Origin of the sequence: Streptomyces thermocarboxydovorans, assembly GCF_039524635.1 — a bacterium.
GTDB lineage: Bacteria > Actinomycetota > Actinomycetes > Streptomycetales > Streptomycetaceae > Streptomyces > Streptomyces thermocarboxydovorans.
In genome coordinates this window covers 14,001-35,385 of sequence record NZ_BAAAGU010000006.1, presented here as the reverse complement: position 1 = coordinate 35,385, position 21,385 = coordinate 14,001, and the positions used below count along the sequence as shown (strand labels likewise).

The 21,385-nt window shown below is 72.7% G+C and carries 20 protein-coding genes; 13 read left to right on the top strand and 7 right to left on the bottom strand.

The window, feature by feature from the left end; genetic code table 11:
• The first annotated feature begins 5 nt into the window (after nt 1–5).
• Nucleotides 6–779, top strand: coding sequence for a M23 family metallopeptidase (locus tag ABD198_RS03995; protein WP_343997919.1), 774 nt, complete (start codon nt 6–8; stop codon nt 777–779).
• Between the two features lie 227 nt (nt 780–1,006).
• Nucleotides 1,007–1,705 carry a GntR family transcriptional regulator gene (locus ABD198_RS03990; RefSeq protein WP_343997918.1) on the top strand — a complete coding sequence of 233 codons (699 nt, stop codon included), beginning with the start codon at nt 1,007–1,009 and terminating at the stop codon, nt 1,703–1,705.
• A gap of 179 nt (nt 1,706–1,884) precedes the next feature.
• Here the strand turns inward: ABD198_RS03990 and ABD198_RS03985 are convergent, their stop codons facing one another.
• Nucleotides 1,885–2,166 carry an HPr family phosphocarrier protein gene (locus tag ABD198_RS03985; protein WP_343997917.1) on the bottom strand — a complete coding sequence of 94 codons (282 nt, stop codon included), beginning with the start codon at nt 2,164–2,166 and terminating at the stop codon, nt 1,885–1,887.
• 177 nt (nt 2,167–2,343) lie between these two features.
• Between ABD198_RS03985 and ABD198_RS03980 the strand changes: the two genes are divergently transcribed.
• Genes ABD198_RS03980 through ABD198_RS03965 form a run of 4 tightly spaced genes read left to right on the top strand, consistent with a single transcriptional unit; the run spans nt 2,344 to nt 7,914 of the window.
• Complete coding sequence (locus tag ABD198_RS03980) at nt 2,344–5,361, top strand: bifunctional acetate--CoA ligase family protein/GNAT family N-acetyltransferase (protein WP_343997916.1); 3,018 nt, start codon at nt 2,344–2,346, stop codon at nt 5,359–5,361.
• Nucleotides 5,362–5,403: 42 nt separating this feature from the next.
• Nucleotides 5,404–6,000 (top strand): DUF5998 family protein, encoded by a 597-nt coding sequence (locus ABD198_RS03975; RefSeq protein ID WP_343998004.1) that lies wholly within the window; start codon nt 5,404–5,406, stop codon nt 5,998–6,000.
• Nucleotides 6,000–7,220, top strand: a complete 1,221-nt coding sequence (locus ABD198_RS03970; protein WP_343997915.1) for an alkaline phosphatase family protein — start codon at nt 6,000–6,002, stop codon at nt 7,218–7,220. Before ABD198_RS03975 ends, ABD198_RS03970 begins: the two co-directional genes overlap by 1 nt.
• A 43-nt stretch (nt 7,221–7,263) precedes the next feature.
• Nucleotides 7,264–7,914 (top strand): thymidine kinase, encoded by a 651-nt coding sequence (locus ABD198_RS03965; RefSeq protein WP_343997914.1) that lies wholly within the window; start codon nt 7,264–7,266, stop codon nt 7,912–7,914.
• Between the two features lie 46 nt (nt 7,915–7,960).
• Here the strand turns inward: ABD198_RS03965 and ABD198_RS03960 are convergent, their stop codons facing one another.
• On the bottom strand, nt 7,961–8,764 hold the full coding sequence (locus ABD198_RS03960; RefSeq protein WP_343997913.1) for a VOC family protein: 804 nt from the start codon (nt 8,762–8,764) through the stop codon (nt 7,961–7,963).
• A 347-nt stretch (nt 8,765–9,111) separates the two neighbouring features.
• Between ABD198_RS03960 and ABD198_RS03955 the strand changes: the two genes are divergently transcribed.
• The gene (locus ABD198_RS03955) at nt 9,112–9,969 is read left to right on the top strand and encodes a sulfurtransferase (protein ID WP_343997912.1); all 858 of its coding nucleotides are present in this window, start codon (nt 9,112–9,114) and stop codon (nt 9,967–9,969) included.
• 90 nt (nt 9,970–10,059) lie between these two features.
• Here ABD198_RS03955 and sepH read toward each other — a convergent pair whose 3' ends face one another.
• The 3 genes from sepH to ABD198_RS03940 form a co-directional block, all read right to left on the bottom strand.
• Nucleotides 10,060–11,103, bottom strand: coding sequence for a septation protein SepH (gene sepH / locus ABD198_RS03950; protein WP_343997911.1), 1,044 nt, complete (start codon nt 11,101–11,103; stop codon nt 10,060–10,062).
• Between the two features lie 415 nt (nt 11,104–11,518).
• Complete coding sequence (locus ABD198_RS03945; protein ID WP_343997910.1) at nt 11,519–12,838, bottom strand: D-arabinono-1,4-lactone oxidase; 1,320 nt, start codon at nt 12,836–12,838, stop codon at nt 11,519–11,521.
• The gene (locus ABD198_RS03940; protein ID WP_343997909.1) at nt 12,798–14,036 is read right to left on the bottom strand and encodes an MFS transporter; all 1,239 of its coding nucleotides are present in this window, start codon (nt 14,034–14,036) and stop codon (nt 12,798–12,800) included. The genes ABD198_RS03945 and ABD198_RS03940 overlap by 41 nt, the downstream gene beginning before the upstream one ends.
• A gap of 207 nt (nt 14,037–14,243) precedes the next feature.
• On the opposite strand from ABD198_RS03940, the gene ABD198_RS03935 reads away from it, so the two are divergent.
• Entirely contained in the window at nt 14,244–15,371 is a 1,128-nt protein-coding gene (locus ABD198_RS03935; protein WP_343997908.1) for a ferrochelatase, read from the top strand.
• Nucleotides 15,372–15,379: 8 nt separating this feature from the next.
• Complete coding sequence (locus tag ABD198_RS03930) at nt 15,380–16,195, top strand: inositol monophosphatase family protein (RefSeq protein ID WP_343997907.1); 816 nt, start codon at nt 15,380–15,382, stop codon at nt 16,193–16,195.
• A gap of 201 nt (nt 16,196–16,396) precedes the next feature.
• Here the strand turns inward: ABD198_RS03930 and ABD198_RS03925 are convergent, their stop codons facing one another.
• Nucleotides 16,397–16,570, bottom strand: coding sequence for a hypothetical protein (locus tag ABD198_RS03925; RefSeq protein ID WP_167998296.1), 174 nt, complete (start codon nt 16,568–16,570; stop codon nt 16,397–16,399).
• Between the two features lie 394 nt (nt 16,571–16,964).
• Between ABD198_RS03925 and ABD198_RS03920 the strand changes: the two genes are divergently transcribed.
• The 4 genes from ABD198_RS03920 (at nt 16,965) to ABD198_RS03905 (ending at nt 20,539) form a co-directional block, all read left to right on the top strand.
• Complete coding sequence (locus tag ABD198_RS03920; RefSeq protein ID WP_010353034.1) at nt 16,965–17,618, top strand: response regulator transcription factor; 654 nt, start codon at nt 16,965–16,967, stop codon at nt 17,616–17,618.
• Between the two features lie 7 nt (nt 17,619–17,625).
• The gene (locus ABD198_RS03915; protein ID WP_343997906.1) at nt 17,626–18,867 is read left to right on the top strand and encodes a sensor histidine kinase; all 1,242 of its coding nucleotides are present in this window, start codon (nt 17,626–17,628) and stop codon (nt 18,865–18,867) included.
• Nucleotides 18,868–19,260: 393 nt separating this feature from the next.
• Nucleotides 19,261–19,557 (top strand): DUF4193 domain-containing protein, encoded by a 297-nt coding sequence (locus tag ABD198_RS03910; RefSeq protein WP_003993510.1) that lies wholly within the window; start codon nt 19,261–19,263, stop codon nt 19,555–19,557.
• Between the two features lie 13 nt (nt 19,558–19,570).
• Nucleotides 19,571–20,539 carry a hypothetical protein gene (locus ABD198_RS03905; RefSeq protein ID WP_343997905.1) on the top strand — a complete coding sequence of 323 codons (969 nt, stop codon included), beginning with the start codon at nt 19,571–19,573 and terminating at the stop codon, nt 20,537–20,539.
• Between the two features lie 329 nt (nt 20,540–20,868).
• On the opposite strand, the gene ABD198_RS03900 is transcribed toward ABD198_RS03905, so the two are convergent.
• Nucleotides 20,869–21,348, bottom strand: a complete 480-nt coding sequence (locus ABD198_RS03900) for a DUF3093 domain-containing protein (protein WP_343997903.1) — start codon at nt 21,346–21,348, stop codon at nt 20,869–20,871.
• Nucleotides 21,349–21,385: the final 37 nt, after the last annotated feature.

Here is a 21,385-nt window from a genome sequence, read left to right as displayed (position 1 = left end):
TGTACATGGCGTTCACCCGCGCCACGGGCAAGCATCGGCGTCCCAGCCGGATCCAGCGCGGCACCGCGCGTGCCGCGGGCATAGCGGCCCTCACCGGCACCGGCGTCGTCGGTTCGCTCGCCGCTCCCGCCTTCGCCGCCGAGCCCGCCGCGGCGCAGACCGGCCTCACCCCCGTCATCGACATGGGCGACACGGTCGCCGACCGGATCGACGCCCAGGCCGCCGCCCAGCACGAGGCGGCGCGCGAGGCCGCCGAGGAGGCAGCCCGCAAGGCCGCCGAGGAGGCCGCCCGCAAGAAGGCGGCCAAGGCGGCCGCCGAGGCCCGGGCCGCCAAGGAGCGCGCCGAGCGCGAGGCCGAGCGCAAGCGCCTCAACACCTTCGTCTCCCCGATCGCCGGCTCCTACGTCTCCACCTCCTACCAGGCCGGCGGCGCCGTCTGGTCCTCCGGCAGCCACACCGGCATCGACTTCCACGCCGCGAGCGGCACCCCCGTCCGGTCCGTCGGCATGGGCACCGTCGTGGAGGCCGGCTGGGGCGGCGCGTACGGCAACCAGGTCGTCATCAAGATGCACGACGGCACCTACACTCAGTACGCCCACCTGTCCTCGATCAGCGTCTCGGCCGGCCAGCAGGTCACCGCGGGCCAGCAGATCGGCAACTCCGGCGCGACCGGCAACGTCACCGGCGCCCACCTGCACTTCGAGGCCCGCACCAGCGCCGAGTACGGGTCCGACATCGACCCGGTCGGCTACCTCCGCGCGCACGGCGTCAAGCTCTGAGAGCACGCCCTTCGTCAAGGTCCGAGAGCGCGCTCCTCGCCTTCCCCCTCCTGGCCCCGGCTCCCCGAGCCGGGGCTTTCGGCTTCCCCGGGGCCGGCCGCGCCCGGTTGTCCAAAAAACAAGTATGAGTTCCGGCTCACCGTCGGAAATTCCTCCGGATTGCAATAGAGTCACGAAACAACACGTCCTTCGTCGGCGTGTCACGAGGATTGAGCCGGAGGTCGGTCATGCGTATTCCCGCGCACTCGGTGTGCACGGCGATCCGGGACGACATCGTCGCCGGTGTATTCGAGCGCGGAAGCCGGCTCACCGAAGAACTCCTCGCCCGCCGCTACGGCGTCTCCCGCGTCCCCGTCCGCGAGGCGCTGCGCACCCTGGAGGCCGAGGGCTTCGTGGTGACCCGGCGGCACGCCGGCGCCTGCGTCGCGGAGCCCACCGAGCAGGAGGCCGCCGACCTGCTGGAGATGCGTCTGCTGCTGGAGCCGCTGGGAGCCGCGCGCGCCGCACAGCGTCGCACGGACGCCCATCTGAAGGTGCTGCGCGGCCTGGTGCGCCTCGGGCAGGAGCGTGCCCGCAGGGGCAGCAGCGATGAACTGCGCTCTCTCGGCAGCTGGTTCCACGAGACGCTCGCCCAGGCCTCCGGCAGCCAGGCGCTGGCCTCGATGCTGACCCAGCTGCGGCACAAGATCGCCTGGATGTACACCCTGGACGCACCGGCCGACCCGGCGGAGTACTGGGCGGAGCACGGCGCGATCGTGGACGCCGTGGCGCGCGGCGACGGCGACCGCGCCCGCTCGCTGACCGCGCAGCACACCGAGCGCACCACCGCCGCGCACCGGCTGCGCACCGCCTCGGGCGGCGATGGCACCGGCGAGCCTGTGAGGAACACGCAACATGCCGTAAACACGACGAGCGCTCGGAATTAACACGGGGGCCGTATACAAAGAGCGCAAGAAATTCGCGGGGGGATTTTTCTGCTGCCCGGAAAGCCCAATAGCTGTGCCGACGGGGGATCGGCCGCCCGGGGGAAATGAAAAGCGAGGGGTCCGCCCGGCGTCCGGGCGGACCCCTCGCTTTGTGCCGCACTCATTCCGCACGGAGGAATTCAGACGGTCTCGGGAAGCTCCTCGAGGCCCTCGGAGACCAGCTTGGCCAGACGGTCCAGAGCGGCGTCCGCGCCCTCGGCGTCGGAGGCGAGGACGACCTCCTCGCCGCCTTGGGCACCCAGACCCAGCACGGCCAGCATGGAGGCCGCGTTGACGGGGTTGCCCCCGGCCTTGGCGATCGTCACCGGGACGCCTGCGGCCGTGGCGGCTCGGACGAAGATGGAGGCGGGGCGGGCGTGGAGACCCTCGGCCCAGCCGACGTTGACGCGGCGCTCAGCCATGTGTTGCTGCCCTTCGGTGTTCCGGGTTGTCTAGACCAGTTTTCCATATCGTGAGGCATGCCGGGAGCGGCGCCCGCCCTCGGTGCCGCCCGGCGGGCCGCGCGGCCTTGGTCCCGCGTCCGTTGTTCCACAGACTGCCTCGCGCCGTTGCCGGGCGCGAGCCGTACTCTGGGGCCCATGCAGACCTCGTCGGACCGGCACGAGTACCCCGCCCATTGGGAAGCCGACGTGGTGCTGCGCGACGGCGGCACCGCACGCATCCGGCCCATCACCGCCGACGACGCCGAACGCCTGGTGAAGTTCTACGAACAGGTGTCGGACGAGTCCAAGTACTTCCGGTTCTTCGCGCCGTACCCGCGGCTGTCCGCCAAGGACGTGCACCGCTTCACCCACCACGACTACGTGGACCGGGTCGGGCTCGCGGCCACCGTCGGCGGCGAGTTCATCGCCACCGTCCGCTACGACCGGATCGGCACCGACGGAACACCCGCCTCCGCCCCGGCCGACGAGGCCGAGGTCGCCTTCCTGGTGCAGGACGCCCATCAGGGCCGGGGCGTGGCCTCCGCCCTGCTCGAGCACATCGCCGCCGTCGCCCGGGAGCGCGGCATCCGCCGGTTCGCCGCCGAGGTGCTGCCCGCCAACACCAAGATGATCAAGGTGTTCACGGACGCCGGGTACACCCAGAAGCGCAGCTTCGAGGACGGCGTCGTCCGGCTGGAGTTCGACCTCGAACCCACCGACCGCTCCCTCGCCGTGCAGTACGCGCGCGAACAGCGCGCCGAGGCCCGCTCCGTGCAGCGGCTGCTCGCGCCCGGCTCCGTCGCCGTCATCGGCACCGGCCGCACACCGGGCGGCGTGGGACGCAACATCCTCGGCAACATCCGGGACGCCGGATACCCCGGCCGCCTCTACGCGGTGAACCGGGCGCTGCCCGAGGAGCAGAAGGAGCTGGACGGGGTCCCCGCCTACCGCTCGGTGCGGGAGATCGACGGGCCGGTGGACCTCGCGGTCGTCGCCGTGCCCGCCGAACACGTCCCCGAGGTCGTCACCGACTGCGGCGAGCACGGAGTGCAGGGACTGGTCGTGATCTCCGCGGGCTACGCCGAGTCGGGTCCCGAGGGCCGCGAGCGGCAGCGCGCCCTCGTACGGCAGGCCCGCAGCTACGGCATGCGCATCATCGGGCCCAATGCCTTCGGCATCATCAACACCGCCCCCCAGGTCCGGCTCAACGCCTCGCTCGCCCCAGAGATGCCCCGGCCCGGCCGGATCGGACTGTTCGCCCAGTCCGGCGCCATCGGCATCGCCCTGCTGTCCCGGCTGCACCGGCGCGGCGGCGGCGTCACCGGGGTGACCGGTGTGTCGACCTTCGTCTCCTCCGGCAACCGCGCGGACGTCTCCGGCAACGACGTCCTGCAGTACTGGTACGAGGACCCCGACACCGATGTCGCCCTGATGTACCTGGAGTCCATCGGCAACCCCCGCAAGTTCACCCGGCTCGCCCGCCGGACCGCCGCGGCCAAGCCCCTCGTGGTGGTGCAGGGCGCACGCCACGGCGCCGGACCCCGGGGACACGCCGTGCGCGCGACACGGCTGCCGCACGCCACGGTGTCCGCGCTGCTCCGGCAGGCCGGCGTCATCCGCGTCGACACCATCACCGAACTCGTCGACACCGGCCTGCTGCTCGCCCGCCAGCCCCTCCCGGCCGGACCCCGCGTGGCGATCCTGGGCAACTCCGAGTCCCTGGGCCTGCTGACCTACGACGCCTGCCTGGCCGAGGGACTGCGCCCGCACCCCCCGCTGGACCTCACCACGGAGGCCACGGCGGCGGATTTCCACGCGGCCCTGTCCCGGGCGCTGGCCGATGACAGCTGCGACGCGGTGGTCGTCACCGCGATCCCCTCGGTGGGGGAGTCCTCCGTCGGCGACGCCGCCCTGGCCGAGGCCCTCCGCTCGGCCGCCACCGCGACCCCCAAGCCGGTCCTGGTCGTCCACGTGGAACTCGGCGGCCTCGCCGAGGCCCTGTCCGCCGCAGCCAGCACTGCCCGCCCACCCCGCCAGCCGGAGCCGACGGCGGCGGACCCGGACGACCCGTCCCCGGCACCGGATGTGACCCCCGCGCCACCCACGCCGTACGACCGGCCCTCCTCGGCCGACCGCCCGGCGCCGGCGGAGCGGCCGGCCACCCCCGGCGCACGTACCGCTCCTTCTGCGCCCCCGGCGCACGCGGGGGCCGCTCCGGCGGGAGGTGCGCCCACCTCCGCGCCCCCGGGTGCCGCACGCGCCGCCGGTGCATCCGTGCCTCCCGTCTCCGCCTCCCCGCCCCCCAAGGGCGCCCTGCTCATCCCGGCCTACCCGGCCGCCGAACGCGCCGTGCGGGCGCTCGGGCACGCCGTCGCCTACGCGCAGTGGCGGCGGGACGCCGCCGAGCCCGGCAAGGTGCCGGAGTACGACGACATCGACGAACGCAGGGCCGCCACCCTCATCGACGGCATGCTCGCCCGCGGCCAGGGCCTCACCCTCGGCAGCGAGGACACCTGCGAGTTGCTCGGCGCCTACGGCATCGACGTCCACCGCGCCCTGCAGGCCCCCACGCCCGACGCCGCCGCCGAGGCCGCCGCCCGGCTCGGCTACCCGGTCGCCCTGAAGGCCACCGCCCCGCACCTGCGGCACCGTGCGGACCTCGGCGGCGTACGCCTGGACCTCGCCGACGAGGACCAGCTGCGCCGCGCGTACACCGAGCTGACCGGCCTGTTCGGCACGGCCGAGGAGCTGCGCCCCGTGGTGCAGCGGATGGCACCGCGCGGGGTGGACACCGTGGTCCGCGCGGTGATCGACCCGGCCGCCGGGGCCGTCCTCTCCTTCGGGCTGGCCGGGGCCGCCTCGCAGCTGCTCGACGACATGGCGCACCGGCTGATCCCGGTGACCGACCGGGAGGCCGCCTCCCTGGTGCGGTCCATCCGCACCGCGCCCCTGCTGTTCGGCTGGCGCGGCTCCGCGCCGGTCGACACCCCCGCCCTGGAGGAGTTGCTGCTGCGGGTGTCCCGGCTGGTGCACGATCACCCGGAGGTCGTCGCGGTGACGCTGGAGCCCGTGGTCGTCGCCCCGCAGGGCCTGAGCGTCCTCGGCGCCTCCGTACGTCTCGCGCCCCCGCCCGCCCGCGACGATCTCGGCCCGCGGACTCTGCCCGCATACTGACCCGCGGCGCACGGTCTCTCGCAGTCAGTGGTCCCCCGTAGGATGGGCGTCATGGCCAAGACCAGTACGACGACCCAGGGGCTGCGGGCGGCGATCGAGCGCAGCGGCTACTACCCGGCTCTCGTGGCCGAGGCGGTGGAGGCCGCCGTGGGCGGCGAGCCCGTCCGGTCGTACCTGGTCCATCAGGAGACGACGTTCGACCAGAACGAGGTGCGGCGCCATGTGACCGTCCTCGTCCTCACCGGCAACCGCTTCATCGTCAGCCACACCGACGAGCAGGCGGCGGACAGCACCTCCCCGACGCCGTACGCCACCACCTCCACGGAATCGGTCAAGCTCGACCGGATCTCGTCGATCGTGGTCAGCCGGGTCGTGGCGAACCCGGAGCAGTACACGCCGGGCACGCTGCCGCGCGAGATCGTGCTCACCATCGGCTGGGGCGCGGTCTCCCGCATCGACCTGGAACCGGCCGCCTGCGGCGACCCGAACTGCGAGGCGGACCACGGCTACACGGGCAACTCCACGGCGGACGACCTGAGCCTGCGCGTCAGCGAGGCCGGCGACGGCCCGGAGACGGTGCGCCAGGCCCTCGCCTTCGCGCAGGCCCTCTCTGAGGCGACCGCGGACCCGACGCGCTGATGGCGCAGCCGACCCGGCCCACGCCGCCGCACCATACGTCCGCCTGGGACGACCACCCCGAACCGCTCTCCCTGGACACCGCGCCCCTGCCCGAGTACGGCAGCGGATCCCTCGCCGATCTGCTGCCCACGCTCGCCGCCGGCATGGGCGTCCCCGGCATGTCCGCGGCCATCCCGGAGCTGACGCCCGCCGACCGGGCGTGCGTGTTCCTGATCGACGGACTGGGCTGGGAGCAGCTGCGGGCGCACCCCGAGGAGGCGCCCTTCATGACGTCCCTGCTGGCCTCCTCGCGCGGCGGCACCGGACGTCCCCTCACCGCCGGCTACCCGGCGACCACCGCCACCTCCCTGGCCTCCGTCGGCACCGGGCTCCCGCCGGGGGCGCACGGCCTGCCCGGCTACACCGTGCGCAACCCGGACACCGGCGAGCTGATGAACCAGCTGCGCTGGCAGCCCTGGACGCAGCCGCGGGCCTGGCAGCCCTACCCCACCATCTTCGAACTCGCCCACCGCGCGGGCGTGCACGCCGCCCAGGTGTCCTCCCCGGCCTTCGAGAACACCCCGCTGACCAAGGTGGCGCTCAGCGGCGGCACCTTCTTCGGACGGCTGACCGGCGAGGAGCGGATGGACTTCGCCGCCGAGCAACTGGCCGCCGCCGACCGCGCCCTGGTGTACACGTACTACGCCGAGGTCGACGGCTCCGGCCACCGCTACGGCGTCGATTCCGACACCTGGCGCGGCCAGCTGATGTACGTCGACCGCCTCGTCCAGCGCCTGGCCGAGCAACTCCCGCCGCGCAGCGCGCTCTACGTCACCGCCGACCACGGCATGGTCGACGTGCCCTTCGACGAGCAGCACCGCATCGACTTCGACGAGGACTGGGAGCTGAAGGCCGGCGTCGCCCTGCTCGGCGGCGAGGGCCGCGCCCGCCACGTCTACGCCGTACCCGGCGCCGCCGGCGATGTGCTCGCCTGCTGGCGGGAGGTGCTGGGCGAGCAGTTCTGGGTGGCCTCGCGCGAGGAGGCGATCGCCGCGGGCTGGTTCGGGCCCCGGATCGACGAGCGGGTCCACGGCCGCATCGGCGACGTGGTGGCCGCCGCACGGGACGACGTGCTGCTCATCGCCTCCCAGCGGGAGCCCAACGAGTCGCAGATGGTCGGCAACCACGGCTCGATGACCCCTGCCGAACAACTAGTCCCGCTGCTCGAAGTACGCTCCTGACCCGCGTCCGCCCACCGACCCCGCCGAAAGGTGCCGACTCACCATGCCAGAGCTGGTGTTCTTCTCCGGAACGATGGACTGCGGGAAGTCGACGCTGGCACTGCAGATCGAGCACAACCGCTCGGCGCGCGGCCTGGAGGGCATGATCTTCACCCGCAACGACCGCGCCGGAGCGGGCAGGCTCTCCTCCCGGCTCGGGCTCGTCACCGACGCCGTCGAGGTCACCGACGGCATGGACCTGTACGCCTACCTCGTCGACCACCTCTCGCAGGGCGGCCGCGCGGACTATGTGATCGCGGACGAGGCGCAGTTCCTCGCACCGGAGCAGATCGACCAGCTCGCCCGCGTGGTGGACGACCTGGAGCTCGACGTCTACGCCTTCGGCATCACCACCGACTTCCGCACCAAGCTGTTCCCGGGCTCGCAGCGCCTGGTGGAGCTGGCCGACCGGGTGGAGGTGCTCCAGGTGGAGGCCCTGTGCTGGTGCGGCGCCCGCGCCACCCACAACGCCCGCACGGTGGGCGGGGTGATGGTCGTCGAGGGCGCCCAGGTGGTCGTCGGCGACGTCACCGACTCCGCGGAGGAGATCGGCTACGAGGTGCTGTGCCGCCGCCACCACCGCCGCCGTATGACCGCCGCGACGGCCCGCGCGGCCGCCCTGGCGCCGGACGTGCTGCCGGTGCCCAGAAGCTGACGTTCCGCCTGGAACCGGGCTTGCCCGGTCCCGTGGCCGCAGCCGATCAGGACGACTGCTGCAGCAGGGAGAAGCGCGCCCCCTCCGGATCCGCCACCGCCGCCGTGCGGCCGTGGTCGCCCTCGCGGGGCGGCTTGAGCACCTGGCCGCCCAGATGCACCACGAGCTCCACCGCGTCGTCCAGATCGGCCACCGTGAAGTACGTCGTCCAGTGCGGCCCCCGGTCGCGGGGCACCGCGCTGCCCGCGCCGTACACCCCGGCCACCGGGCGGCCGTCGAGGCGGAGGGTGACATAGTCCAGGTCGACGGAGACCACCGGCTCCTCGTCGTAGCCGAACACCATCTCGTAGAACTTCGCGGTCCTCGCCGACTCGAAGGTGATCAGCTCGTTCCAGGCGGGGGTGCCGGGCACCTCGGTGACGGCCGTGCCGGTGTGCGCGGCCGCCTGCCAGATGCCGAAGACGGCGCCCGAGGGGTCCGAACCGATCGCCAGCCGGCCCGCGTCGGAGGTGTCCAGCGGACCGACGCCGATGGTGCCGCCGCAGCACCGGACCGCCTCGGCCGTCCGGTCGGCGTCGGCGGAGGCGAAGTAGGGCGTCCATGCGACGGGCAGATGCAGGTCCGGCGGCAGCACACCCATGCCGGCCACCTCCCGGCCGTCGAGCAGCGCCCGCACATACGGTCCGAGCTGCTGGGGACCGGGCCGGAACTCCCAGCCGAACAGCGCCCGGTAGAACTCCTGCGTCGCCTGAAGGCCGTGCACCATCAGGCTCACCCAGCAGGGCGTGCCGGGCGCGTACCGCGCGGGCCGCTCACCTTCCTGGCGGGCGGACCCCCGTGCGTCGGTCATCGTCACTCTCTTCTCGGCCGCCCTCGTCGGTGGCCGTGCTCGTCTCGACCCGGTGGGGGCCGCATCTCCCGACCCGTGGGGGTCGTGTCACGTCCGCTGAGCGGATCGTCCCCGTGCCCGCCCCGGCGCCGGTGGTGTGGTGCCACGCTCCTGCGGGTGTGCCCCGTGTGCCGGCTCCTGTCCCCGGAGGATGCCCGATGTCCGGCTCCTTGCCGCTTTCGGCACGCTTGAGGCTCAGTGTCGATCACTTGTACAGCATGTGCCCGTTCCCGTACGCCTCGTGATCGGTCCTGCCCGGCCGAGCAGAGTAGCCGGACATGGACGAGACGGCCACCCCGTGCGCGAGGATGGGGGCCATGAACGCCATCATCTCCGCATCCGAACTCGCGAGCGAACTGGCGGGCGAGCACCCGCCGGTGCTGCTCGACGTCCGCTGGCAGCTCAGCACGGCCACCGCGAACGGTGAGCCGTTCGACGGCCGGGCCGAGTATCTCGCCGGGCACATCCCGGGAGCCGTCTTCGTCGACCTGGACAAGGAGCTGGCCTCGGCACCCGGGGAGCGGGGACGCCATCCGCTCCCGGACCTCGGGGTGTTCGGCGCGGCGATGCGGCGCGCGGGCGTCTCCGCCGGGCGGCCCGTGGTCGTGTACGACGGCGGCCTCGGCTGGGGCGCCGCCCGGGCCTGGTGGCTGCTGCGGTGGACGGGCCACCCGGATGTCCGGGTCCTCGACGGCGGGTTGCCCGCCTGGGCGGGCCCCCTGGAGACGTCGGTGCCGAGCCCGGCCGAGGGCGACTTCGAGCCGGTGCCCGCGGCGAGCGGGGCGCTGGACGCCGACGGTGCCGCGGCGCTCGCGCGTTCGGGCGTACTGCTGGACGCGCGTGCGGGGGAGCGGTACCGCGGCGAGGTGGAGCCCATCGACCGGGTCGGCGGGCACATCCCCGGCGCGGTCTCCGCCCCCACCACCGAGAACGTCGGCCCGGACGGCCGCTTCCGCCCGGCGGAGGAACTCGCCGCCCGCTTCAAGGAACTGGGCGTCTCCGCCGACACCCCGGTCGGCGTGTACTGCGGCTCGGGCGTCTCCGGCGCCCACGAGGTGCTGGCGCTCGCGGTGGCCGGCATCCCGGCCGACCTGTATGTCGGCTCGTGGTCGGAGTGGTCCTCCGACCCGTCCCGGCCGGTCGCGGTGGGACCGGACCCGCAGTAGGCGGGCAGGGAGCGCACGGGCGGCTGCCGGTGCGTCAGAAAGCAGTCGAGGGGCGCTCACCGATGGCGGGCGCCCCTCGACTGCTCTGTGTCACTCCTGTTTTTTGCGCCGTGTCCCGAACACGATCTCGTCCCAGCTCGGCACCGCCGCGCGGCGGCCCGGGCGGACGCCGTCCGCCTCGGCCTGGCGGTCGGTGGCCCCGATCAGGCGGTCGCGGTGGCCGCCCACCGAACGGGGCATGAGGACATCCGCGTAGGCGGAGCCGGCCGAGGCCGCGGGGGCCGGGGGCTCCTCCGCCTCGGGTTCGGGGCCGGGCTCCTCGGAGGCGGACTCGGAGGGCCGTTCGGGCACCACCAGGTCGCCGCGGAAGCTCGGCACCGCCTCCAGCAGGCTGGTCAGCGAGTCGCGTTCGCCCGAGGCCGTGGCCGTCTCCTCCGGTGGTTCGGAGGACTGCGCCGGCAGGCTGGGGCGTTCGCGGTCGCCGGACCGGTCCAGCGGGCGGTCGCGCGGCAGACGCGCGATGCGCGGGACGAAGGGCACGCTGGGCTCGGGCGCGGCGAAGTCGTCGGACTCGCCGATCAGCGAGCGCGCCTCGTCGTCGACGGCCTGCACCAGGCGGCGGGGCGGGTCGTACGTCCAGCTCGCCGAGTGCGGCTCGCCGGCCACCCGGTAGACCAGCAGGACCTCCCAGGTGCCGTCGTCGCGGCGCCAGGAGTCCCACTGGACGGTGTCCTTCTCGGCGCCGCGCAGCAGCAGACGCTCCTGGACGGCCTCGCCGAGCGGCGGACCGGAGTTCTCGCCGGGGCGGCGCACGGGCGTCTTGCGGGCGCGCTCGGCCATGAAGGCCCGCTCGGCGAGGACGGGGCCCTCGAAGCGGCGTACGCGGTCCACGGGGATGCCGGCCATCTGGGCGACCTCCTCCGCGGTCGCCCCGGCCCGTATACGCGCCTGGATGTCGCGGGGGCGGAGATGGCTCTCCACCTCGATCTCGATCTGGCCGAGGCGGGGACGGTCGCCGCGCACGGCGGCGCGGAGCCGTTCGTCGATCGGAAGCGTGTACTCCGTGCTGTCCGCAGCCTTCAGCACCAGCCGTGTGCCGTCATTCGAGACGGCCACGACACGCAGTTCGGGCATGGGGACCTCCCGGGTGGTGCCTGCCGACGTCACGTGCGTCGCTGCTTCCGCTAGTCGAGTGTGGCCTGCCCGGGTGCAGCCTGCCACAACCTTGCCGAGTTGCCCGGCGTGTCGGGCGCGGGCCCTGGATCGCCGTTATGGCACGGTTACCTATTCGCAACGCTAAGTGACCAACTGCGTCACCCTGTGCAACTAGCCCCCTCCCGGCGGTCCTCCAAGGTCCCGAGCACCCTGTCGGGAGACCGGACCCAGGGCTCGCAACAGTACTCCATTTGGGCCACGTGCGTGGATTGGCACGCCGCCCGCTTTCTGGCAAGGGGTGCTACTCGGCCGCCTGTTGCCCGGTTCCGGCGATCGTCGACGTGGGAAAGTTCACGCGATCTGCAGAAGCGGAGGCGCGTGTGCCGAGTGTTCGTCAGTCCCCGAGGACGCGGCGCAAGTAGGCGTTGCCGAAGCGGCGTTCGGGGTCGAGACGGTCGCGCAGCGCGGTGAACTCGCCGAAGCGCGGATAGACCCGGGAGAGGTACTCGGCGTCCCGCGTGTGGATCTTCCCCCAGTGCGGCCGGCCCTCGTGGGCGGTGAAGATGCGCTCGGCGGCGGTGAAGTACGCCTGAAAGGGGGTACCGCGGAACATGTGCACGGCGACGTAGGCGGTCTCCCGGCCGGACGCCGTGGACAGGGTGATGTCGTCGGCCGGCGCGGTGCGCACCTCGACCGGGAAGCTGACCCGCAGCGGGGAGCGGTCGACCATGGCCTTCAGCTCGCGCAGCGTGTCCACCAGGGCCTCGCGCGGAACGGCGTATTCCATCTCCACGAAACGGACCCGGCGCGGGGACGTGAAGACCTTGTAGGGTATGTCCGTGTACGTCCGCGAGGACAGTGCACGGCTGGACAGCTGCGCGATGGACGGGATGGTCGCGGGTACCGCGCGGCCGACCAGATTGGCCACCTGGAAGACGCCGTTGGACAGGAACTCGTCCTCGAACCAGCCCTTGACCGGCGGCAGCGGGCGCTCCGGGCCGGCGCTGCGGTTGTTGCGCTTGGTGTTGGTGTTCCCGGTGTGCGGGAACCAGTAGAACTCGAAGTGCTCGTTCTCCGCGTGCAGTTCGTCGAAGTCGGCGAGCACCCGCTCGAACGGCATCGGCTCCTCGCGCGCGGTGAGCAGGAAGATCGGCTCCACGGCGAAGGTGATGGCGGTGACGATGCCGAGGGCGCCGAGGCCGATGCGGGCGGCGGCGAAGACGTCCGGGTTCTCCTTCTCGGAGCACTGCAGTACCGAGCCGTCGGCGGTGACCAGTTCCAGCGCGCGGATCTGCGCGGCGATCGAGGCGGAGTCGCGGCCGGTGCCGTGGGTGCCGGTGCTGGTCGCCCCGGAGACCGTCTGCTCCATGATGTCGCCCATGTTGGTCAGCGACAGGCCCTCTCGTTCCAGGGCCATGTTGAGGCGCTTGAGCTGGGTACCGGCCCCGACCGTGACGGTTCCGGCCGCGCGGTCGATGTCACGGATGCCGCTGAGCAGCTGAGGGTGTATCAGCACGCCGTCCGTGGCCGCTATGGACGTGAACGAGTGCCCCGTGCCGACCGCCTTCACCGGAAGCCCGTCCTCCGCCGCCCGGCGGACCGCGTCCGCAAGCTCCTCGACCGTGGCGGGCGTGACCTCCCGCGCGGGGCGGGCGGAGACATTGCCTCCCCAGTTATGCCAGGTGCCGTTCTTCGCGCTCGCTGTGCTGACCAACGGTGCCTCCCCGACCCGGCGCCGGCCGCTTGAGCCGGCGGTACCCGAGGAAACCGACCGCGACCGCGACGGCTCCGGACACCGCCGGAACCCCGTACCCGGCGCGCGCCCCGGCCGCGTCGATCACCCAGCCGGCCACGGAGGAGCCGAGCGCGACCCCGACCGCGAGCCCCGTGCTCACCCAGGTCATGCCCTCGGTGAGCTGCGCGCGTGGTACGTGCTCTTCGATGAGGGACATCGTCGTGATCATCGTGGGAGCGATGGACAGACCCGCGACGAAGAGCGCCACGGCCAGAAACGGCAAGTTTCCGACCAGTAGGAGGGGGATCATACTCACGGCCATGGCGCACACGCCCAGCAGCCAGCGACGCTCGGGCGGACCGGCGAAGTGCAGCAGCCCGAACACCACGCCCGCCACGCACGAACCCAGCGCGTAGACGGCGAGCACCACACTGGCGGCGGCCTTGTGGCCCTGCTCCTCCGCGAACGCCACCGTCACCACGTCCACCGCGCCGAAGATCGCCCCGGTCGCCACGAAGGTGGCCACCAGCACCTGCAGCCCCGGGGTGCGCAGCGCGCTGCCGCCGCCGGTGCGCTCCCGCGGATGCGGCTCGGGCTCGGTGGCGCGCTGCGCCGTCAGCCAGAAGACGCCGGTCGCCAGGAAGCAGGCGGCGAGCAGCGGTCCCGCCTCCGGGAACCAGGCGGTGGACAGCCCGATGGAGATGATCGGCCCGAAGATGAAGCACACCTCGTCGACCACCGACTCGAAGGAGTACGCGGTGTGCAGCTGCGGGGTGCCCCGGTACAGCGCGGCCCAGCGGGCCCGGACCATCGCGCCGACGCTCGGCACGCAGCCGATGCCCGCACAGGCCACGTACAGCACCCAGTCCGGCCAGCCGTAGTGCGCGGCGAACAGCAGCAGGGCCGCCGCGCTCAGCGCGAGCAGCGTCGCCGGGCGCAGCACCCGCCGCTGCCCGTACCGGTCGACCAGCCGCGAGACTTGCGGGCCCGCCACCGCCGCGGACAGCGCGATGGTGGCCGACAGGGTGCCGGCCAGGCCATAGCGCCCGGTGAGCTGGGAGATCATCGTCACGACGCCGACGCCCATCATGGACAGCGGCATCCGGCCGAGGAAACCCGCGGCGGAGAAACCCTTCGTGCCGGGCACGGCGAAAAGGGCGCGATAGGGGCTGGGCACGGAGTCTCCGAATACGTGTCAGTAAGGTGCGACCGCAGGCGATACAGCTTACTGGTGAGGCGACCCAAAGCGCACCGGGAATCCGGCTTCCCGCCGGCGGAGAGATCCGGCTTCCCGCCGGCGGAGGATCCCGGCCCCGTCCGGGAGGGACCGCGGTGCCGGACCCGCCGTTTTCCGGCTGTCGGTGCAGGGTGGCAGGATCGAGACATGCCAGACGCGCTCGATGCCACCCCCTACGACGCCCTGCTCCTGCTCTCCTTCGGCGGCCCCGAGGGCCCCGACGACGTGGTGCCGTTCCTGGAGAACGTCACGCGGGGGCGCGGCATCCCGAAGGAACGCCTGAAGGAAGTCGGACAGCACTACTTCCTCTTCGGCGGGGTCAGCCCGATCAACGACCAGAACCGCGCCCTGCTGGACGCCCTGCGCAAGGACTTCGCCGAGCACGGCCTGGACCTGCCGGTCTACTGGGGCAACCGCAACTGGGCGCCCTATCTGACCGACACCCTGCGCGAGATGGTCCGCGACGGCCGCCGGCGCATCCTCGTCCTGGCCACCAGCGCCTACGCCTCCTACTCGGGCTGCCGCCAGTACCGGGAGAACCTCGCCGACGCCCTCGCCACCCTGAAGGACGAGGGCCTCGAGCTGCCCCGGGCGGACAAGCTGCGGCACTACTTCAACCACCCCGGCTTCGTGGAGCCCATGATCGACGGGGTCCTCGAGTCCCTCGCCGACCTCCCCGAGGACGTCCGGGACGGGGCGCACATCGCCTTCACCACCCACTCCATCCCGACCTCCGCCGCCGACACCTCCGGCCCCGTCGAGGGCCACGGCGACGGCGGGGCCTACGTCCGCCAGCACCTGGACGTCGCCCAGCTGATCGCCGACGCCGTGCGCGAGCGCACCGGCGTCGACCACCCCTGGCAGCTCGTCTACCAGTCCCGCTCCGGCGCCCCGCACATCCCGTGGCTGGAGCCCGACATCTGCGACCACCTCGAGGAGCGGCACGCCGCCGGGGTGCCCGCCGTCGTCATGGCGCCCATCGGCTTCGTCTCCGACCACATGGAGGTCCTCTACGACCTCGACACCGAGGCGAAGGCCAAGGCCGAGGAGCTGGGCCTGCCGGTGCGCCGCTCGGCCACCGTCGGCGCCGACCCCCGGTTCGCCGCAGCCATCCGCGAGCTGATCACCGAGCGGGCGGCCACCGAGCGCGGGGAGCGCGTCACGCCGTGCGCCCTGGGCACGCTCGGCCCGAGCCACGACCTGTGCCCCGTGGGCTGCTGCCCCGCCCGCGCCCCGCGCCCCGCCGCCGCGGGCGCCGACAGCCCCTACGCATGAGGAGCACCGTGACCGACCCCCTGCACGCGGAACTGCTTCAGCTGGCCCGGGAGGCGGCCCGCCGCGCCGGTGAGCTGCTGCGCGACGGCCGGCCGGCCGATCTGGCGGTCGCGGCGACCAAGTCCAGCCCGATCGACGTCGTCACCGAGATGGACATCGCGGCCGAGAAGCTGATCACCACGCTGATCGCCGAGCGCCGCCCGCACGACGGCATCCTCGGCGAGGAGGGCGCCTCGACCGACGGCACCAGCGGCGTCCGCTGGGTGATCGACCCGCTCGACGGCACGGTCAACTACCTCTACGGGCTCCCCACCTGGGCCGTCTCCGTCGCCGCCGAGCTGGACGGCGAGACCGTCGTCGGGGCGGTGTCGGCACCGATGCGGGGCGAGACCTACCACGCGGTGCGCGGCGGCGGAGCCTGGGCCACCGGCGCCTGGGAGGGCGAGCGCAGGCTGGCCTGCCGCCCCGCCCCGCCGCTGGACCAGGCCCTGGTCTCCACCGGGTTCAACTACGTCGCCGAGGTCCGCACCCACCAGGCCGAGGTCGCGCACCGGCTGATCCCGCTGCTGCGGGACATCCGGCGCAGCGGCTCGGCGGCCGTCGACCTGTGCGACGTGGCGGCCGGCCGCCTGGACGGCTTCTACGAGCGCGGACTGCACCCCTGGGACCTCGCCGCGGGGGACCTCATCGCCCGTGAGGCGGGCGCCCTGACCGGTGGACGGCCCTCCCAGCGCCCGTCACGGGAGCTGGCGATCGCCGCCGCCCCCGGCGTCTTCGAGCCCCTCCAGGCCCTGCTGGAGGACTTCGGCGCCTGGCACGACTGATCACCCGTATGGGCGATGCGGCACGTGGCGCGACACGGGCGGTGCACCACGTTGCACGACGCGGGCGGTGCACCACGATGCGCTACACGGCGGTGCACCCGATGCGCGACACGGGCGGTGCAACCCGTTGCACGCAAAGAGCGGGCCCCGGCGCTGGATTCGCCGGGGCCCGCTCGGGCAAGCAGCTGTCGCCGCGCTGGATCAGACGCCGTAGGCGCTGACCTCCACACCGTGCTCGGCGGCGAGACGGCGCAGGTCCTCCAGCTCGCCCTGCTCCACCTCGACGAGGAACTCGTCGCCCTCGTCACGGGCGCGCGAAAGATCGGACTCGGTCGCCTTTATGCGCTGCAGAAGTCCTGCGGTGAATGCGTCCATGCTGCGCCCCCTCGTCCTGGGTTGCGGGTCGGTGGCACGGGGGTGTGCCGTTCGTCAGGGACGATCACGTCTGCTGCGGATGCCCAGCGCCGCTCGGCCGGGCGGCGACGGTGCCGGACATCCACGCCCCGCTCTGGTCGGGGAAGCGGGCCGAAGCGCACCGCATGGTGGTGCGGCACAAGCAGAGCGTGATCGTGGGATGTAAACCCGTCCTCCCCAAGCTCCCTTCCGTGGAAACCTCACCGCGCGAGAAAATCTCCCATTCCCTCCCGCGGCCCGGCGGTTCCGGGGGCTTCGCCGGGCCCCGCACCCCCTCTCACCTGCCTTACAGCCGACTTATGGAGGAAAAGGGCAGGATGGAGGCAACACACCACCATCAGGAAGGACCAGGGACGTGCGTGTACTCGTCGTCGAGGACGAGCAACTGCTCGCCGATGCGGTGGCCACCGGACTGCGCCGCGAGGCCATGGCCGTCGACGTCGTGTACGACGGAGCGGCGGCCCTGGAGCGCATCGGCGTCAACGACTACGACGTCGTCGTACTCGACCGGGACCTGCCGCTCGTGCACGGCGACGACGTCTGCCGCAAGATCGTCGAGCTCGGCATGCCCACCCGCGTGCTGATGCTGACGGCCTCCGGCGACGTCAGCGACCGGGTGGAGGGCCTGGAGATCGGGGCCGACGACTATCTGCCCAAGCCGTTCGCGTTCAGCGAGCTGATCGCCCGTGTCCGGGCGCTGGGCCGGCGCACCAGCGTGCCCCTGCCGCCCGTCCTGGAGCGTGCCGGGATCAAGCTGGACCCCAACCGCCGCGAGGTCTTCCGGGACGGCAGGGAGGTGCAGCTCGCCCCCAAGGAGTTCGCCGTGCTGGAGGTGCTGATGCGCAGCGAGGGCGCGGTCGTCTCCGCGGAGCAGCTGCTGGAGAAGGCCTGGGACGAGAACACCGACCCGTTCACCAACGTGGTGCGGGTGACCGTGATGACCCTGCGCCGCAAGCTGGGCGAGCCGCCGGTCATCGTGACCGTGCCCGGCTCGGGCTACCGGATCTGATCGCGCCATGGCCAGCACCCCCACACCCACCAGCCCTCCTGCCCCGCCCAAACCCACCTGGGACCCGCGCCGGCCGGTGCCGCCCTTCCCCTGGCTGCGGCCCACCATCCGGATACGGCTCACGCTGCTCTACGGCGGCATGTTCCTGATCGCCGGCATCCTGCTGCTGTCGATCATCTACCTGCTCGCGGCCAACGCGCTGAGCGTGGGCACCAACCTCCCCTTCCGGATCCTCTCCGGCGAGGTGTCCAGCGACGTCTGCCGGCTGCGCAGCAGCGAGCTGCCCGCCGAGGAGATGAACCGGGCGCTCAACGCCTGCGTCAACGAGCAGCGGCAGCACGCGCTGGACGATCTGCTCAGCCGCTCGCTGCTGGCCCTGCTGGGTCTGGCGATCATCGCCTTCGCCTTCGGCTACGCCATGGCCGGCCGGGTCCTGTCCCCGCTGGGCCGGATCACCCGCACCGCCCGCGCGGTGGCCGGATCCGATCTGTCCCGGCGGATCGAGCTGGACGGCCCGGACGACGAGCTGAAGGAGCTGGCCGACACCTTCGACGACATGCTGGAGCGCCTCCAGCGGGCCTTCACCGCGCAGCAGCGCTTCGTCGGCAACGCCTCGCACGAGCTGCGCACCCCGCTCGCGATCAACCGCACGCTGCTCGAGGTGCACCTCTCCGACCCGAACGCGCCGGTGGAGCTGCAGCAGCTGGGCAAGACGCTGCTGGCCACCAACGAGCGCAGCGAGCAGCTCGTGGAGGGCCTGCTGCTGCTCGCCCGCAGCGACAACCAGATCGTCGAGCGCAAGCCCGTGGACCTGGCGGAGGTGGCCTCGCAGGCCATCGACCAGGTGCACACCGAGGCCGAGGCGAGGGGCGTGGAGATCCGCGGCAAGCGGGAGCCCGCGGTGGTCCAGGGCAACGGGGTGCTGCTGGAGCGGATCGCCCTGAACCTGGTGCAGAACGCCGTGCGGTACAACGTGCCGGAGGGCGGCTGGGTCGAGGTCGGCACCGAGGTCCAGCACGGCCAGGCGGTGCTCACGGTGACCAATACGGGCCCGGTGGTGCCGGCGTACGAGATCGACAACCTCTTCGAGCCGTTCCGGCGGCTGCGCACCGAGCGCACCGGCAGCGACAAGGGGGTCGGGCTCGGCCTGTCCATCGCCCGGTCGGTGGCCCGTGCGCACGGCGGGCACATCTACGCCCAGCCGAGGGAGGGCGGGGGGCTCGTGATGCGCGTCACCCTGCCGATCTGACATCATTCCGCCGACACGCGGACGTGTTCGCTTTGCGCGGAATTTTCTGCCTCTCCGAACCGTTGGCTCCTGTGTGATCGATCACATGGGCGAATTTCCGGCCATCTACTCTCCGTGATCATGCGTGGGGTCGAAATGCCGGAAAGGCCCCGGTTTTCAAGGGCCTTGATCACGGGAAGTACACGGTGAGACGCCTTTGAAGTGTGGCGTTCGTACCGTGTACGGTCCCGTTCGCCATCCAAGCCGATCACTCTTGAGGAGTCCGGTTGGGTGTCGATTGAGTAACAGAGCTTGATGTGAGGCAAAATCTCCGCCTCGGGTCGGGCACAAGTCCGGCCTCTCACGCGTTACGTGCGCTGGAGACACCGCAGACACCCAGAGGGGGAGAGCGACATGGCAACCGATTACGACACTCCACGCAAGACCGACGACGACGTCGACTCGGACAGCCTCGAAGAGCTGAAGGCTCGTCGAAACGACAAGTCGGCCTCCGCCGTGGACGTCGACGAGTTCGAGGCCGCCGAGGGCCTCGAGCTGCCCGGTGCGGACCTCTCGAACGAGGAGCTGGCCGTCCGGGTGCTGCCGAAGCAGCAGGACGAGTTCACCTGCATGAGCTGCTTCCTGGTGCACCACCGCAGCCAGCTGGCCCGGGAGAAGAACGGCCAGCCCATCTGCCGCGACTGCGACTGAGGACGGGTCGGCCGTGACCGGCTCGACCCCTCCCCGGAAGCGCCGCCTCCTGACGAGGAGGACGGACAAGGGGCCGCAGGACGGCCCGCAGCACACTGCGCGTGAGGACGAGCGAGGCTCAACCGGAACCGGGGCGGCCTCGCTCGAACCGGCAACCGGCCGGGGTGACCCCCCGGAGTCCGCGGAGGTCCCCGCCCCCGCGGCACGCAGGCGTGCCGCGGCGTTCCGCGACAAGGCCGGAGAGGGCGCCCGCAAGAGCGGCGCCCGCGCCCGCGTGGGCCTGGCCTACCTCGCGGACCGGATCATCGAGATCGCCCCTCGTGTGCCCGTGCGGGACCTGCAGACGCTGCGCAGGCAGTTCCCGGGGCTCGGCCCCGAGGAGATCGCCGACAAGCTCGTGGCGGGCGCCGCGAGGGCCACGGCGACGGTCGGGGCGGGCGTCGGTGCGGCGGCGATGCTGCCCGTGCCGCCCGCGATGCCCACCGAACTGGCCGCCGAGGTCACCGGCGTCGCCGCGATCGAGCTGAAGCTCATCGCCGAGCTCCACGAGGTCTACGGCGTACGGCCGCCCGGGAACCTCGCCCAGCGCAGCACCGTGTATCTGAACTCCTGGTCCCAGGAGCGCGGGGTCGAGGCGACCAAGCCGTCGACGCTCAGTGCGGCGATGAACAGCGGCGCCAAGCGCGAACTGCGCCAGCGGATCATGAAGCGCATGGTCCGCAACCTGCCGAACCTGATGCCCTTCCTGGTGGGAGCGGCCGTCGGGGCGGCCATGAACCGCCGGGACACCCGGAAACTGGCCGGCCGCATCCGCGCCGACCTGCGCAGGATCCAGGTCCCCTGGGAGTCCCTGACCGGCCTCCCCACCCTGGAGCAGCCCCCGGGCGCCCTGGCGATGGACCACCTCCCCGAGGACGCCCTCAAGGAGCTGGGCGGCCACCGGGACGGCAAGGGGCCGAAGGGCCGGCACGAGGACCGCTGAGGCGCCCGCCGGCGCGGGTGGCGCCGGTCCGTACGGCTGACGCGAAAAGCTGCGCGCACGCAGGCGCGCCCACACCGGGTGTCGTGGGCGCGCCCCGTCGTCTCATCCCGCCGAGTTCGCTGTCCGGCGCGTCCCCGGCCCACTGATCCACCGCCCGGCCGCAACGCGGTCCCGGGCCCGCGAAGGTGCTGTGGTGCCGCTGCCGGCCTGCCGATACGCCGTGGCGGGGCGTCGCTCCGGCGACCCGACACCAACGGCGCACCCGGGGCTGCCATCCCCCTGCAGTGCCGCTTCCCGACGTGCCGGCCGCAGCCCCGTTCGCGGCCGTGCTACTGGTCCGCCCGGTCCGTCGCCGCGGTCTTGGCCGCTCGGAGGGCGTCCGCCAGGCGCTCGGGTTCGCGGGTGGAGAGGAAGACGTACGGGGTCGGGTCCTCGGGGTCGGTGATGTCGATGCGCAGGGCGCGGGGGATGTAGGCGCGCAGCAGCATGAAGGAGCGCGGGTCGGCCTTGTGCGTGCGCCAGGCGCGAGCCTCCTCGGCGTTCAGAATCTCCGGTTCGCCGAGGGCGGTGACCGGGATCTTCGCCTCGCCGGCGATCAGGTGGCCGCCGACGACGCGGATGCGTACCGAGCCGTAGGAGCTGGCCACGACGGCCGCCGCGGCGGTGCCGGCGGCCAGGCCGGCGAGCATCGGGAGGGTCCCGAGCGGCAGCAGGATCAGCCCCAGTGACACTCCCGCCAGGAAGCAGATCAGCCACCAGGAGCGGGGAGCGGTCAGGCGTTCTTCGTAGGAGGCGGCGGAGAGCTGCATGGAGCCAAGCTTGACACGGTGTCCGGGCCGGGCGGAC

Excerpts from the sequence above, each read along its gene's own strand:
- ABD198_RS03985 (WP_343997917.1), bottom strand. The coding sequence starts at position 2,166 with ATGGCTGAGCGCCGCGTCAACGTCGGCTGGGCCGAGGGTCTCCACGCC.
- ABD198_RS03970 (WP_343997915.1), top strand. The coding sequence starts at position 6,000 with ATGGCGCAGCCGACCCGGCCCACGCCGCCGCACCATACGTCCGCCTGG.
- sepH (WP_343997911.1), bottom strand. The coding sequence starts at position 11,103 with ATGCCCGAACTGCGTGTCGTGGCCGTCTCGAATGACGGCACACGGCTG.
- ABD198_RS03965 (WP_343997914.1), top strand. The coding sequence starts at position 7,264 with ATGCCAGAGCTGGTGTTCTTCTCCGGAACGATGGACTGCGGGAAGTCG.
- ABD198_RS03935 (WP_343997908.1), top strand. The coding sequence starts at position 14,244 with ATGCCAGACGCGCTCGATGCCACCCCCTACGACGCCCTGCTCCTGCTC.
- ABD198_RS03960 (WP_343997913.1), bottom strand. The coding sequence starts at position 8,764 with ATGACCGACGCACGGGGGTCCGCCCGCCAGGAAGGTGAGCGGCCCGCG.
- ABD198_RS03995 (WP_343997919.1), top strand. The coding sequence starts at position 6 with ATGGCGTTCACCCGCGCCACGGGCAAGCATCGGCGTCCCAGCCGGATC.
- ABD198_RS03990 (WP_343997918.1), top strand. The coding sequence starts at position 1,007 with ATGCGTATTCCCGCGCACTCGGTGTGCACGGCGATCCGGGACGACATC.
- ABD198_RS03955 (WP_343997912.1), top strand. The coding sequence starts at position 9,112 with ATGGGGGCCATGAACGCCATCATCTCCGCATCCGAACTCGCGAGCGAA.
- ABD198_RS03975 (WP_343998004.1), top strand. The coding sequence starts at position 5,404 with ATGGGCGTCATGGCCAAGACCAGTACGACGACCCAGGGGCTGCGGGCG.
- ABD198_RS03900 (WP_343997903.1), bottom strand. The coding sequence starts at position 21,348 with ATGCAGCTCTCCGCCGCCTCCTACGAAGAACGCCTGACCGCTCCCCGC.
- ABD198_RS03980 (WP_343997916.1), top strand. The coding sequence starts at position 2,344 with ATGCAGACCTCGTCGGACCGGCACGAGTACCCCGCCCATTGGGAAGCC.
- ABD198_RS03915 (WP_343997906.1), top strand. The coding sequence starts at position 17,626 with ATGGCCAGCACCCCCACACCCACCAGCCCTCCTGCCCCGCCCAAACCC.
- ABD198_RS03925 (WP_167998296.1), bottom strand. The coding sequence starts at position 16,570 with ATGGACGCATTCACCGCAGGACTTCTGCAGCGCATAAAGGCGACCGAG.
- ABD198_RS03910 (WP_003993510.1), top strand. The coding sequence starts at position 19,261 with ATGGCAACCGATTACGACACTCCACGCAAGACCGACGACGACGTCGAC.